The sequence below is a fragment of the Balneola sp. genome, from assembly GCA_003712055.1.
In the GTDB taxonomy this organism is placed as follows: Bacteria; Bacteroidota; Rhodothermia; order Balneolales; family Balneolaceae; genus RHLJ01.
In genome coordinates this window covers 1-14361 of sequence record RHLJ01000001.1, presented here as the reverse complement: position 1 = coordinate 14361, position 14361 = coordinate 1, and the positions used below count along the sequence as shown (strand labels likewise).

16 protein-coding genes are annotated in these 14361 nt (G+C 40.8%); 10 read left to right on the top strand and 6 right to left on the bottom strand.

Going from position 1 to position 14361, the window contains the following annotated elements:
- Window positions 1–51 precede the first annotated feature (51 nt).
- Genes ED557_00080 through ED557_00070 form a run of 3 tightly spaced genes read left to right on the top strand, consistent with a single transcriptional unit; the run spans window position 52 to window position 3508 of the window.
- Window positions 52–687 carry a hypothetical protein gene (locus ED557_00080; protein ID RNC85212.1) on the top strand — a complete coding sequence of 212 codons (636 nt, stop codon included), beginning with the start codon at window positions 52–54 and terminating at the stop codon, window positions 685–687.
- The gene (locus ED557_00075) at window positions 684–1025 is read left to right on the top strand and encodes a hypothetical protein (protein RNC85211.1); all 342 of its coding nucleotides are present in this window, start codon (window positions 684–686) and stop codon (window positions 1023–1025) included. Before ED557_00080 ends, ED557_00075 begins: the two co-directional genes overlap by 4 nt.
- Complete coding sequence (locus ED557_00070; protein ID RNC85210.1) at window positions 1025–3508, top strand: T9SS C-terminal target domain-containing protein; 2484 nt, start codon at window positions 1025–1027, stop codon at window positions 3506–3508. Before ED557_00075 ends, ED557_00070 begins: the two co-directional genes overlap by 1 nt.
- A 59-nt stretch (window positions 3509–3567) precedes the next feature.
- On the opposite strand, the gene ED557_00065 is transcribed toward ED557_00070, so the two are convergent.
- From ED557_00065 to holA, 3 genes are read right to left on the bottom strand one after another with little or no spacing between them, the layout of a single operon-like run.
- On the bottom strand, window positions 3568–3774 hold the full coding sequence (locus tag ED557_00065; protein RNC85209.1) for a hypothetical protein: 207 nt from the start codon (window positions 3772–3774) through the stop codon (window positions 3568–3570).
- A 41-nt stretch (window positions 3775–3815) separates the two neighbouring features.
- Window positions 3816–4427, bottom strand: a complete 612-nt coding sequence (locus ED557_00060; protein ID RNC85208.1) for a sigma-70 family RNA polymerase sigma factor — start codon at window positions 4425–4427, stop codon at window positions 3816–3818.
- Between the two features lie 54 nt (window positions 4428–4481).
- Window positions 4482–5540 carry a DNA polymerase III subunit delta gene (gene holA / locus ED557_00055; protein ID RNC85207.1) on the bottom strand — a complete coding sequence of 353 codons (1059 nt, stop codon included), beginning with the start codon at window positions 5538–5540 and terminating at the stop codon, window positions 4482–4484.
- A 140-nt stretch (window positions 5541–5680) separates the two neighbouring features.
- Here holA and ED557_00050 point away from each other — a divergent pair, with 140 nt between their 5' ends.
- The 5 genes from ED557_00050 (at window position 5681) to ED557_00030 (ending at window position 8633) form a co-directional block, all read left to right on the top strand.
- Window positions 5681–6019 carry a hypothetical protein gene (locus ED557_00050; GenBank protein ID RNC85206.1) on the top strand — a complete coding sequence of 113 codons (339 nt, stop codon included), beginning with the start codon at window positions 5681–5683 and terminating at the stop codon, window positions 6017–6019.
- Window positions 6020–6324: 305 nt separating this feature from the next.
- Window positions 6325–6654 carry an ArsR family transcriptional regulator gene (locus ED557_00045; GenBank protein ID RNC85205.1) on the top strand — a complete coding sequence of 110 codons (330 nt, stop codon included), beginning with the start codon at window positions 6325–6327 and terminating at the stop codon, window positions 6652–6654.
- A gap of 2 nt (window positions 6655–6656) precedes the next feature.
- Window positions 6657–7157, top strand: a complete 501-nt coding sequence (locus ED557_00040; protein RNC85204.1) for a hypothetical protein — start codon at window positions 6657–6659, stop codon at window positions 7155–7157.
- A 3-nt stretch (window positions 7158–7160) separates the two neighbouring features.
- Window positions 7161–7697 carry an SRPBCC family protein gene (locus tag ED557_00035; GenBank protein RNC85203.1) on the top strand — a complete coding sequence of 179 codons (537 nt, stop codon included), beginning with the start codon at window positions 7161–7163 and terminating at the stop codon, window positions 7695–7697.
- 174 nt (window positions 7698–7871) lie between these two features.
- Window positions 7872–8633, top strand: coding sequence for a hypothetical protein (locus tag ED557_00030; GenBank protein ID RNC85202.1), 762 nt, complete (start codon window positions 7872–7874; stop codon window positions 8631–8633).
- A 42-nt stretch (window positions 8634–8675) separates the two neighbouring features.
- On the opposite strand, the gene ED557_00025 is transcribed toward ED557_00030, so the two are convergent.
- A complete protein-coding gene (locus ED557_00025; GenBank protein ID RNC85201.1) occupies window positions 8676–9983 on the bottom strand; it encodes an MFS transporter in 1308 nt (435 codons plus the stop codon).
- Between the two features lie 249 nt (window positions 9984–10232).
- Here ED557_00025 and ED557_00020 point away from each other — a divergent pair, with 249 nt between their 5' ends.
- Complete coding sequence (locus ED557_00020) at window positions 10233–10970, top strand: carbonic anhydrase (protein RNC85200.1); 738 nt, start codon at window positions 10233–10235, stop codon at window positions 10968–10970.
- Between the two features lie 204 nt (window positions 10971–11174).
- Entirely contained in the window at window positions 11175–11576 is a 402-nt protein-coding gene (locus tag ED557_00015; GenBank protein RNC85199.1) for an RDD family protein, read from the top strand.
- Between the two features lie 184 nt (window positions 11577–11760).
- Here ED557_00015 and ED557_00010 read toward each other — a convergent pair whose 3' ends face one another.
- Complete coding sequence (locus ED557_00010) at window positions 11761–13254, bottom strand: asparagine--tRNA ligase (protein RNC85198.1); 1494 nt, start codon at window positions 13252–13254, stop codon at window positions 11761–11763.
- Window positions 13255–13315: 61 nt separating this feature from the next.
- Window positions 13316–14361 (bottom strand): insulinase family protein (locus tag ED557_00005; protein RNC85197.1); only part of this gene is annotated, 1046 nt, incomplete at its 5' end.

Here is a 14361-nt window from a genome sequence, read left to right as displayed (position 1 = left end):
ATTTTTTTTGATACACATTGATTTGTTTCATTTTTTTTGATACAATAGAGCATGTCGAAAAACTACTCCATATTGATGGGTGATGTAACTGGTAGCTCAACTAAAGATGCTGAGGCGCTAAAGGCAGACCTCAAAACCCTGGTTGATAAAGCGAATAGTTTATTCAAGAACAGTATTTTTTCTCCTCTTACTATCACACTCGGTGATGAATTTCAGGGAGTAACTGATTCTCTTTCCACTGCAATAAACATCATATTCTCTATGGAAGAACTAAGGCTTCAACAATCCTTAGATTTCAACCTACACTATGTGTATCAATATGGAGAGATTGATACCGAAATAAACCCCGATATAGCTCATGAAATGCTTGGCGCTGGCCTAACCGAAGCCCGAAAAATGCTCACCTCCAAAAAGAGGGATAGAAAGAGGTTTCAATTTTATCTGGACGAACCGATTCACTCAGAGCAATTAACACGAATTTTTGAGGTCCTGGACAGCATTATAGAATCGTGGAAAAAAGAGGACTTCCCTCTCATTCTGGATATGATCAACAATGAGAATAACCAGGAAGTCGGGGAGCTCCATCAGAAAACGAGGACTCAAATCTGGAAGCGTAGAAAAACACTGATGATTAAGGAGTATAGCCTGCTCAAATCTTTTATCTTCGATTACATTAAAACACTATGACAGACCCACGAAGTATACTGATTTGGACCTTGATGGAAGTGGTTGTCCATCTGATCTTTTATATCCTTAATAAAAAAATGATCAAATCTATTCAGGAGGGAGCATCCCCTACTCTCAACTTAAAGGATGTTCTAAAAGGAATACTGGAACGAATCGTGTTAATCGTTGGACTTATGGCAGGCTACCCGCATGTAATTACTGCATTTGGAGCATTGAAGATTGGTACAAGAATCAAACAAGATGAGAACAAAGTATCGAATGACTACTTTCTAATAGGTAACCTGATTTCTATTTTAAGTGCCATTATAGTAGTAGTCATGCTCCAATCAATTAGTTAATGAAGTCTACCTTCTCACTCCTATTCATCTTACTTATTACTCTTACTATCCAGGCTCAGGATAAGTCCATTCTTTTTCAGGTGGATATGAGTTACCAAATCAAAAAGGGAAGCTTTGACCTTTCCTCTGAATTTGTAGATATCGCCGGTACATTTAACGGTTGGGGAGGAAACCTTATCCAACTCAATGATGCCGATGACGACTCTGTCTATTCTGTAGAAGTAGGTGGATTCACCATAGGTCAGGAAATCGAATACAAATTCAGATATAACGGAGCTTGGGACGACAGGGAAGAATTTCCCGGCGCTGGAAATAACCGAAGATATACCGTCGCTGCCGATACCAACATCATCCTGGTATGGTATAATAATGAGGTAGACCCGGATGGCCCTCCAACGGCTGGGTTTGAAACCTCAAGCAGAAGCATTTTTCAAAATAGCCTTGTTCAGTTCAATGATTTAAGCTCAGGCAAAGTAACCAGCTATTCATGGGCATTTGAAGGAGGGACTCCTGACACCTCATCAGATGCTGAACCTGCCATCAGGTATTTAGAAACTGGTTTGTTTGATGTAGAGCTTATCGTATCCGATGGAGAAGTATTCGATACCCTCTTTTATGAGAACTATATAGAAGTTAACGAACGGGTGCTAGCAGAAACCAAATGGTGGAACGAATCGGTTTTCTACGAAATATTTGTCAGAAGTTTTTATGACTCAGACGGAGATGGAATTGGTGATTTCAACGGGTTGACTGAGAAACTGGATTATCTTAATGATGGTGATCCCAATACCGATACGGATCTTGGTATTACCGGAATCTGGTTGATGCCCATTCATGACTCTCCCTCCTACCATGGCTATGATGTGGTCGATTATCGATCCATTAACCCGGATTATGGGACTTTGGAAGATTTCAAGAACTTCCTTTCTGAGGCTCATGACCGTGGAATAAGAGTGATCATTGATCTGGTAATGAATCATAGCTCTACTCAGCATCCATGGTTTGAACAATCGGCTGCCAATGATCCTCAGTACAGAGACTTTTACCGCTGGAGCAATACCAATCCTGGATATACTGGACCGTGGGGACAAACGGTATGGCACTCAAGAAATGGTGAATATTATTACGGGTTGTTCTGGGGAGGAATGCCCGACCTCAACTATGACAGCGAAGCCCTAAAAGACTCTATGTTTGCTGTTGCTGAGTTTTGGTTATCCGATATAGGAGTAGATGGTTTTCGACAGGATGCCGTGCTTTATATTGATGAAGATGGTTCTCAGTTAAAAAATACCGATGAGACTTTTCAATTCTGGCAAGACTTTAACACCCATGTAAAATCCATTAACCCTGATGCCTTTAATGTTGGAGAAGCCTGGGAACCTACCAATATCGTTCTAGACTATATCTCCAATGATAGATTGGACTATGCCTTTGAATTTGATTTGGCTAATGCCATTCTGGGTTCTGTAAATAGTGGAAACGCTGCTTCAATAATTTCCCAGATGCAGAAAGTGTACGATGTATATCCTTTCCTTCAATATGGGACCTTTCTAACCAATCACGACCAAAACCGGGTTATGAATGTATTGGGACAAGATATAAACAAAGCTAAAGTAGCCGCCTCCCTCCTGCTCACCTTACCAGGAATTCCCTATTTATACTATGGAGAAGAAGTAGGTATGCTCGGCCAAAAGCCGGATGAAGATATTCGGTTGCCCATGCAATGGAGTGATGAATCTAATTCAGGATTTACATCTGGTTCTCCCTGGAGAAACCCCAACTCAAACTTTGCAGATTTCAATGTTGAGGTGATGAGTGAGGATCAGAATTCATTATTCAATCACTACAGGAATCTTATTCACTTGAGAAATGATCATGAACCTTTTCAGTTAGGAGAATTAGAATTTGGAAATAGTACCACCAATTCTACCATTGGTTTTTCAAGATTTACTGATGGATTATCGGCTTACACTGTACTTATAAATCTTAGTGGCAATCAGGTTACCAGTAATTTCACCTTTACTTACAACGCGGTGAATAACAATGAACTGATCGACTACTATCTTGAACCGATTTTGTTTTCTGAACCGGGATTTGGAGCAACTACACCTATGAATGACTCATGGATGCTACATGAAGTAGAACTCGCTCCTTATGAAATTAAAGTTTATAAATTAGCCCCTAGAGGCTTATCTAATGAGGATGGAAGTAGAAATATAGACTCGTTTGAGCTGATGCAAAACTATCCCAACCCCTTCAACCCTACCTCCACCATTTCTTTCTATTTACCTCAGGCTTCAGAAGTAAAACTCCAGGTATTTGATATAACCGGACGCCTGGTTAGTACTTTGGTAAATGAGAAAAGAATAGCGGGTTCTCATTCCGTTCAATTTGAAGGATCAACTCTATCAAGTGGGGTATATTTCTACCGATTGGAAGCAGGAGATTTTGTTTCCACTAAAAAGATGACATTGATCAAATAATTAAGAATAGGTCAATATAGAATTAGGAATATGGGAAGTTATTCCTAATTCACAAATTCCTAATTATCACCCTGCTTTAGCAATCGTAGCGTCTCCATAAGTTTTTTCCCCTCCTTCGCGGAGAATGCCAGTTCACGGAGATCATCATCATAAACCAGCAACTCCTCGAAGGTCTCTCTCTCAACGGATTCTATGTCGTCGTCTACATAGGATGTTATATACTCTTCGATTACCGGGTGGTATTCTTTCTCAATAAAATTTCTCATATGGTAATGCTAGTCCATCTTTAGAACCTTGTATTCCGATTCTAGAAAGATGTTCCCATATCCACATAACTTCCGATCATTTGTTGAATTTGAGCTCTTCCCCTATTGATCCTGGACTTTACCGTCCCCATGGCTACGCCAGTGAGTTCTGCAATTTCCTCATAGGTAAATTCCTGCAGATCGCGGTAAACCACTACCTCTCTGAATTCAGGAGCGAGACTCATTAATGCTTTTTCTAACTGCTCAATACTTAATTGTTGGTGCAATTCCTCATCCTGCAAAATGGCTTTATCCTCAATAGTGAGTTCATAATCATTTGGGTCTGAATCATCTTTATGAATAGAAACCTGCTGCATTCTCGACTTCTTTTTATACAAACTCTTGGCCAGGTTAAGTGCAATTGTGTACATCCAGGTACTGAATTTGGCGATTCTCACGTAGGACTGCTTGCTCTTATGAACTCTCAAAAAAGTTTCCTGAACAAGGTCTTCACAATCCTGATGGTTATGAGTATATCGATACAAAAAATTATGGAGGCGATCGGTATAGCGGTTAATAAGCTCATTAAAAGCTAGGTTCTTCCCCTCTTGAAAGTATTCCATTAAGTCTTCATCGCTATAGCTTGAAATAACAGTATGATTAAACGCATCCATTTTCGATCTCCAAATTTCATTCCAGTTAATGTTAATCGGCGATCGATGAGCTGTTTAGCCAATCATTCGCCTAACAAGGAGGAATAAAATCGAAGTGGAGTCGAGTGTAGAGAACCCTTTAATGGATTTATCGGCATCAAGCAGAGCTTCAAAAACCCTGGGCATGTCACCGTATCTGAATTGAGAAGCATCATCCCACAACTTGTTAAAGTACCAGTTGTTGCTGATGCCTAGCTGAGCCTGAACTTGTTGTTTAGCATTACCACGGTCAGCTAGCCTTCTAATCTGCCAGATATTCACAAACACACTGTAAAAGAACCCCACGAGTCGGATTAACTCCCCCGTGTCTGTTTTACTGTGTTGCAACATCTGTTCCGAGATAAATAGAGCTTTTTCTAAGTCTCTCTTAATTACCGCTTCTTTAAGCTCCAGGGCGGTATATTCGCGATATGAGCCTATTATTTTTTTGACATCGTCTTCAGATATCGAATCTGAAGTGTCCACAAAAGTGCTCACTTTGTCTATTTCAGTAGACAATAGCTGTAAATTATTACCTACAAACTGAGCTAACATTTGCGCAGCGCCCGGGTTGATTCTTTTCTTATGATGAGATTCTACCCAGCTAATTACCCATTCCGGTACCAGATAATCCGGCATAGCTTCAAACTGGTAAAAACCTACATTCGGATTCTTGGAGAGAGCCTTACCAATTTTAGTATTACCCGCTGGCTTTGAGGTATCAAAAAGAATTAAGAGACAGGCTGGATTTGGGTTTTCTAAATAGGGAATGAAATCATTCATATCCCCTTCACCGGCTGCACCTTTTGCTGTTTGAAGGAAATTCCGAACGATAAGAACCCTTCGCTCGGCCATCATTGGAAAACTACGGGCGATGCCAAGTACTTTTGCAGGGTTTATATCCTGACCATAAAGCAAATCAAAGTTGAAATCTTTCTCATGTTCTGGAAGGATATTTGAAAAACGATCTAATAGCTCATCCAGATAGAATTCTTCCTCTCCAAACAGATAATAAACAGGTTTAAGGCTCCCCGATCCTATCTCCTGCTGAAGTTGTTGAAAAATATCCGAACTGTTTTGCTTTTTGGCTGCCATAGACTCTTCAAAGATACAGAAGCAGCCGATAGTTCGCTGAGAAATCGTCTATGATTGGTCTACGAAATTCACTTTTGTGTAACGTCGAATTACTACCTCCTCTTTACTCGCATATCAAACTTTAATTTGAATACAAAAAAATGAAAAAGTACTCTTATTTATTAGTATTGGGTTGGCTATTTGTGAGCTTTTCATGCAGCGATGCCTCCAATTCAGAACCGGACACAACTTTTGATTTGAATGTGACAAGTGCATTCCAGATTGATGTAGACTTCCACATTCAACCCGTTGGCGGTTCCGTTGAGAACTATGGAACCATTTCCTTTGAAGAAACAAGAAGCATTACGGATCTTCAACTATCAGTAGACCATATTGTAACCGTAACAGAAGTGGGTGCTCAACCAGATAACTGGTATGCGCAATTCACTATAAATAACCCCACTGCTGATACGACAGTTGTATTAACCCCTCAGTTTTAATTTTTCCCCTTACTTAACGGTAGGGGGTTACTTTCCCCCTTCCCTCTTTAGATCTCACCTTGAAAAAAATTAATTTGCGTAACCGAATAGTTACATATATATTTGTAATCATTCGGTTACATTAATACACTCTTTGCTTAATAAGAACAGTTTTGGTGTAGCAGAAATAATTTAATGAGTCATTCCTGCACAGGCAGGAATCTAGAGTTAGCCTTTCATATCAATCTAGATTCCGGCTTACGCATCGGAATGACTTTAACGCTAATAAAGATTTCTTTCCTAGAACAAAGAAAATAAATACAACTATGAGACGAGATGTTTTCCAGGGAATTGCTGATCCCACCCGCAGGGAAATAATCAGCCTGTTGGCTAAAGGCGAGGCTTTGAATCTTAATGCCATTGCTGATCAATTTGATATTAGCCGCCCGGCCATTTCGAAACACATTAAGATACTGGAAGAGTGCAACCTCATCGATATCCAGCAGGAAGGCCGTGAACGCATATGTGAACTTAAGCCAGAAGAACTCAATCCAGTTTCAGAATGGGTAGAAAAGAATATGCAACTTTGGAATAATCGGCTTGATGCCCTGGATAGCTACCTCAAAGAAATTCAACAAAGCACTAAAAAGGATTAACTATGACTACTGAGACCAGACATGAAATACCACCTATCATCATTACCAGGGTTTTTGATGCACCTGTAGATTTATTCTACAAGGTGTGGACAGAGCCGGAGCATATTGCCAAATGGTGGGGCCCCGAAGGATTCGACACTCGTGTTGAAGAATATGATTTTCAAGTTGGTGGTCGGTCAAAATTTGTAATGACGGGACCGGATGGCACAGAATATCCCGTAACCGGTCGCTTTATTGAGATAGTTGAAAACGAAAAGGTTGTCTCCACCGATGAATTTGGAGAGGAGTACAAGGAAATGGCCAAAAAAATGGGTGTTGAGATTCCTCAAATCGATACAATTACAGCTCTTTTTGAAGAGGTAGAGGGGAAAACTAAACTTACCCTCACTATGACCTACCCTTCTCAGCACGACAGAGATCTTCACAAAAATATGCATGTGGTGGAAGGCTGGAATTCCAGCTTCGATTGCCTCGACAAGCATTTAGCAACATTAGCGGAGTAACTTATGTCACAATTTGGAAGTTTTTTAGATACCGAAACCCTTCAATTCAAACGAGTGCTTACTGGTAATTTGGAGCTAGTATGGGATTGCCTAACTAAATCAGAGCATAAAGGGAAATGGCTTTCCGGTGGAGATGTAGAGCCTAAAGTAGGTGGTAAAGTAACCCACAATTTCGATCATCATTCATTAAGTGGTGAGTACGAGCCATTGCCTGAGAAATACAAAGATATTGGTGAGACCAGCACGATGTTTGGCGATGTGACTATCTGGAATCCTTACTCTAAGCTCAGTTATACCTGGAATGAAGTTGATAACTCTTCTTCAGAAGTTACTTTTGAACTTTCGGAGGTCGGTGAAGATAAAGTGCTTTTGGTTCTGACTCATAAGCGCGTTCCGGATTCTCATGACTTTAAGATCGGGGTAAGTGCTGGATGGCATACTCACCTCAACATTCTAGAAGATGTGTTAAATCAAAACAAACCGAAAGGTTTTTGGAGCGTCCACATGCCACTTGAAGAGGAATATGAAAAGCTAATCTAGTCCAACTCATCATTTGCGAGGATCCCGAAGGTTTTCGGGAGACGAAGCAATCTCGGAATCATCTCTAGACACTCTGAGACCGCTTCGTACCTCGCGGATGAGTTCCTATATATCTAAACTTATCCCCTATTGTCTTACTGGAAGAAACGCAGTACACTCCTTCAAAAAAATTCAATGCTGCGTTTCTTCCATTTTTTACCTTCCCTAATACAAAGAAAAGTCTTCCTTATTCTTTGTATCACTTTTTTGAGCCTTTCGGTTTCAGCACAAACCCAACAATACAAAGTTACCTTACTGAGGGCCAATCCTGGTGATTTGCTGGAATTAATTGATGAAGTGAAAGAAGACATTCAAAATCATGAAGAGTTTGGAATTGAAAAGCCCTATTTGCTGAGGCATAGCCAGGGTGACCACTGGGATTTGATGTTCATCTACCCTATCGAGAATATTAGCTCTTACCTTTCAGAAGAAAGCATAGAAAAGCGGAGCTCTTCTGCCACACTAAACAAAGCTTATGGAGATGACTTCTTTGATTTGGTGAGCTTCCAGGAAGAGGCTATTGTTGAAGGCCCTGATAGAGAAACCTTTGTTAGCTGGTTTGAAGAGTATGGCTATTTCCACATTGAAATTTTTACTGCTTTGGCTGGAAAGCAAGAAGAGTTATTGAAGCAGCGCCAGATGGAGAATGTGTTTTACAGCCATATTGACCATAAAGGAAATCTGATCTTCACAAGAGTCTTTGGGCCATCGTGGGATATTTTTACCATTGGAGCCTACTATAATCTTAGGGATTTTGCCGGTGATGGAGAAACCACCTTCGAGGATGAAAATGAAGCCGCAAAAAAGGCTGGCTTTGAAGGAGTAAACTATATCGGAAGTTACCTACGCTCCCTCCTCCTCGAGCACCATGATACCCTGGCTAATAAGGTGGATTAGATTTTTCCTTGGTCATCCCGGACTTGATATGCTAAAGGATAACTAAGAACTAGTCCTCAAGAAACGAACGGATATAAAACCAATACCTCCCATTAATATCGCCGGAACCCAAAACAGTAGACCTCCCATTAAACCATAAGCAAATCCACCTGAGAGCATTCCAATGATACTGGCTAAACTTCCCATACTGCTTGCATAACCCTGAATAACTCCCTGGTACTCCCCTCCTGCCTTTTGAGACAGCACAGAAAGGAATGAAGGCCACATAATGCCATTCCCAATTGCAAAGCATGTTACAGCCAGGTAAATCAGGATCATATCCTGCTTGGTAAATAGATAAAAGCCAATCGCCAAAATTAAACTACCTAAAACAATAAGTATGCCTTCGGAAAGCTTATTGGAAATCCAGGATAGAACCGGTCCTTGAACAAGCACCATAATAGCCCCCATCACCGAAAAGAAAATTCCTAATTGAAATAAATCCCACCCCAAGGCCTGAACAGCATGTACCGGAAAGGCTACATAAAAGAAATTGAAGGAAAGAAAAATGAGGAAATAGAGCACCAGGATGAATCCAATCCATTCCATTCGGGCTATCTCAAAGAACCCGGCTTTTTTTGTACTGGTATCATCATAGCAGTTCTTTACTTCGGCTCCGATCACCTTCTTCAATTCCCCGGTTTGGATCTGGTCTTTTCTGGCACAAGGATTGGATTCCTTTAGCAAAAACTTAATTACAGCAATTGCCACTAAGGATATAAGCATGGTAACCAATACAGGTAATTTTTCTTCTAATACCGTTGAGCCCAAAACCCCTGCCAGTGCGGGTCCAATGATGAATCCCAAATTTGCAGAAGCAGCCATCTTTCCAAAATTGCTCTTACGGGTTTCATCTGTACTTATATCTGATAGATAAGCATTAGCAACTGAGATATTCCCTCCTGTGATCCCATCTAAAGCACGTGCGGCAAATAAAAGAATCAAAGGAATAGATAATAGAAAAACACCTATGGTTGAAGATTCAATTTCAAAAATAATGGTATTAGGAATCACCAGCGCAACCAGGAAAAGAATCCAGGCTATAAATGTCCCGGCCTGACTTAGTATCAATATCCTTTTCCTGCCTTGGGTATCTGACCATTTACCTAGAATAGGAGCCCCTATAAACTGGAAGAAAGAATAGGTAGCTCCCAGAATTCCATATATCACTTCGTTGCCACCAAAGTTAAGTACCAATACTATCAGGAATGGAAGAACCAGGCTGTACCCCAGGGCACCAATGAAATTCACCAGCAGAATGGGAAAGATTGAAGAAGATTTGGCTGATGCTGTGGTAGTAACTGTACTCATTAGAATTCTTTTGCTGGTGGAGTATAGATGAAATAGAGTTCGTTTCCCAGACGCAAAACCCAGTCACTAATAATTGAGTGAATTAGAAAAGATATTAGCCTTTGAACGACTTAGGGTTAAAGCGCTACATCGATATTACGTTTCTTTACAATTTCAGGAGAACGAGGAGAATAATCCAAGAGGTTATTCCATCGATTATCGAGTGTTAATAATACTTTGTACCATAATAACCCATAAAATTAAACAACTATGCGAAAATCATACTCATCTCTATTGACTGGTATGTTAATGCTTGTCCTTTTTGCAGCATGTACAAATACCGGGGACTATACCGCTGAATCTTCTGAAGATTTGGTTGATGCTGTACTAACTGCGGAAGAACAAGCCGCTCTTACTCCTGAAGAAATTCTACAGAGTTTCAAGGAAGGAAACGTTAAGTATATGAACAATGACCTTACACCAAGAGACTATAATGCTCAGGTTGCTGCAACTGCAGCCGGTCAATATCCAAAAGCTGTAATTCTATCATGCATCGATAGCCGTGTGCCTGTTGAAAAAGTATTCAACAAAGGTGTAGGTGATGTATTCGTTGCACGTGTAGCTGGAAATACTGTTAATCCTGATATTCTCGGAAGTATTGAGTACGGCGCAGCTGTTGCGGGCTCTAAATTGATCGTTGTAATGGGTCACGAAGCTTGTGGAGCCGTTAAAGCTGCTATCGATAAAGCAGAGTTAAGTGCTAACGCTGACATTCTTCTTGGAAGAGTACAACCAGCTATCGACGCTGTAACAGGCTATGACGACAGGACTTCCGCAAACGCTGAGTTTGTAGACGATGTAGTTCACAAAAATGTAGACACCACTATTGACGAAATGCTTGCTGAAAGCCCTGTATTAGCAGGCTTGTTAGAGCAAGGTGAAATCATGGTTGTAGGTGCTTACTACGATCTTGATACCGGAGAAGTAACTTTTGTTGAGAACGAATAAGTTCTCACAGCATAATGACCTGAAAAGCCTTCACGCCAAAGCGTGAGGGCTTTTTTTATTTCTGTATTAAGCTTTTGCTAATACTCTTGAAATTTCAAAGAATAGCAATTACTCTCCGAAAAACTAAGTATAGAGAAGGTAAGTCTTAGCTTATTTTTGTATTTATTGAGTTCTATTCAGTATTACTCAAACGACATCCCTCCCATGGAAAACATATCCTATCCTTACCTAATCGATCGAATAAAAGCTTTTTTTATAGACTGGATTTTGCTTGCCACTTATTATGTAGCTGTAGCTTTAATTTTGGAAAACTTTGAAGATCCCCTGCCTATGGTAAGGCTCTCATTATTTGTCGTACCTCTATTTCTTTATGAGCCTTTGACAGTAAGTTTTTTTGGAGGCACTATCGGGCATTATCTAATAGGATTGAGAGTTAGACAATATAGAGATCCGGATCAGAACATCTTTGTCGCCCTTTCATTCTTTAGGCACTGGACTAAATTTCTACTAGGATGGTTATCGCTATTAACTGTTTCGTTTAGCGACAACAAAAGAGCTATTCATGATATGCTTTCAGTATCAGTTGTGATAAAGCTTAAGAAATGAGTTAGGCCCTTTTATGGCTCAAGCATACTGTACTGAATTTATTTAAGTATACATTTGGACACACCCAAAACCCTTTATTAGAGTCATTCTGAGCGAAAGCGAAGAATCTAAACGGATATTCGATTGGATCCTTCGGAGGTATCCTCAGGATGACTAAATCCCCAAAACCTCCGTAGTTAGTTTTCTAAGGCGTCAACCTACCCATCATTCTTGGGAATGGGATGGTTTCACGCACATGTTGAAGGCCGCAAATCCAGGCTACGGTTCGTTCAAGGCCAAGGCCAAATCCGGCATGAGGTACAGTTCCATAGCGGCGTAAATCCAGGTACCATTCAAAGACTTCTTTGTCCAGTCCCTCCTCTTCAATGCGTTCGTGCATGAGTTCGAGGTCGTCTTCTCTCTGGCTTCCGCCAATAATTTCGCCATAACCTTCCGGGGCAAGTACATCCACACCAAGAGCGTGCTTACCACCTTCATCTCTCTTCATGTAAAAGGCTTTAATTTCTGCTGGCCAGTGAGTTACCATAATGGGAACATCATATTGTATCATCAATACGGTTTCATCACTACCACCAAAATCATTACCCCATTCAAAACCTTTAGCAGACTCTTTCCACTGAGGGATATTGCGGTAATCTTCTTCGATCTGGTCTAAGCGAGCGCCTATTTCAATCTGACGAGCTTCGATCTGTTTCTTTCTCCATTTCTTTGCGGAGCCGTGTTCTTTCTTAATAGCTTCTCTCTCTTCTTTCAGGTCTTTCTCTTCTTGTTTTCGGGAAGCCATCATATCATCCAGTAGTTGAGCAGTGGCTTCACTGGTGAGAATATCTACTGCTTCGGTATAGGTCATTCGAATGAATGGCTTATCAACCAAAGGCTGAAGCTTGGAAATATCTCTTCCCAGGATCTCTAACTCCGCCCCCCTCTTCTCTAGTACCGTTTTTACAATGAAACGGATCATATCTTCAGCCAGGTCCATATTCATGGCTAAATCGTAATAGGCCATTTCCGGTTCAATCATCCAGAATTCAGAAAGGTGTCGACGAGTCTTGGACTTCTCTGCCCGAAAAGTAGGACCAAAGGTGTAAATCAAACCATGAGCCATCGCCATAGCCTCACCATATAATTGCCCGGTTTGAGCTAAATAAGCAGGTTCTTCGAAGAATTCCGTTTCAAATAAGGTGGTACTTCCTTCTGCAGCATTACCCGTAAATATTGGGGAATCCATCTGCATAAAGCCCCTTCCCTGGAAAAAGGTGTGGATCGCAAAAATGATCTCATTCCGTACGCGCATCGCCGCCCACTGGCGCTGACTGCGCAACCAGAGGTGACGATTATTCATCAAAAACTCAACGCCGTGATCTTTAGGAGTAATAGGATAATCTTCGGCAATTTGAATGACCGTTACATCCGAAACATGGATTTCATGTCCGCCAACACTGCGTTCATCGGCTTTAACCGTTCCAACTATTTCCAGGGAGCTTTCCTGCTTTAACGAAGCTGCCGCTTCCCATGCTGCCTCTGAAACGTCATCTTTAGCTACCACACACTGAGCAAGGCCGGTTCCATCTCTCATTTCGATAAATACCAGGCTTCCGCTGCTACGATAATTGTAAACCCATCCTTTTAAGGTTACTTCGGTATCTACGTGGTTTGCAAGTTGGTTGATGTAAGTCATATACAATTAAGAATTAGTCAATTAAGAATGAATCATTCTTAATTGATCATTGAAAAATTGATTAATTGTCCTCTGGTGAAAGAACTGCCTCCATAAAGTGTTGTTGATCAAAGAAACTATCAGAAAACCGCTGGATATCCTCAGCTTTTACTTTTTCAATGTTTTCCTCAAGCTCATCTAAAGTCACAAAGCGATTAAAATAAAGCTCACTCTTTGCCAATCGCATCATCCGGTTACTGGTGTTTTCCTGAGAAAGTAACAGTTTTCCTTTCAGCTGTGATTTTGCTTCTTCGAGTTCTTTAGCTGGAATCTCTTCATTTCTGATCTTATCAAGCTCATTCACAACTAGTTCATGAACGTGGCTCACATATTCTTTATCCGTTCCTACATACACGCCCCATATTCCTGAATCGGAATAGGATTGATTGAAGGTTTGGATGGAATAGCAGTAGCCATATTTTTCGCGCACATTTTGGTGCAGTCGTGAACTCATTCCACTTCCAAGTACTGTATTTGCTAATAGGAGCAGGTACTTGTCATCATGATCAAAATTCAACCCTCTTCTCCCGAGGATGTAATGCGTCTGTTCAATCGCTTTAGTGAGTTGAAGCTTTTCAGGACTAAATACATCTATAGGCTGATGACCATTAACCACCTGATCACTCTGATTAGCTCCAAAATAGCCGCTCACAAGCTCAACTACCTTTTCATGGTCAACATGTCCGGCTACAGCTACCAAGAGATTAGACGGCTTGTAACGGTCTGTCATATAATCATATAAATCCTGTCGCTTGAAGGCGGATACAGTATCTTCGAAGCCAAGAATTGGGCGACCCAGGGCATGACCTTCAAAGAGCTTGGAACTGAATTCCTCGAAGAGGTAATCATCCGGGGAATCCCGGTACATCTTCATTTCTTCGATAACCACTTTCTTCTCCTTTTCAATTTCTTCTTCTGGAAAAGATGGGCTGAGTACCATATCTGAAAGTACATCTAATGCTCGTTCTAGCTGATCATCCACACAACGAGCGTAATAACAGGTGTATTCAGAAGAAGTGAAGGCATTTAAATAGCCTCCAACCGATTCCATACTTTGAGCAATATCGT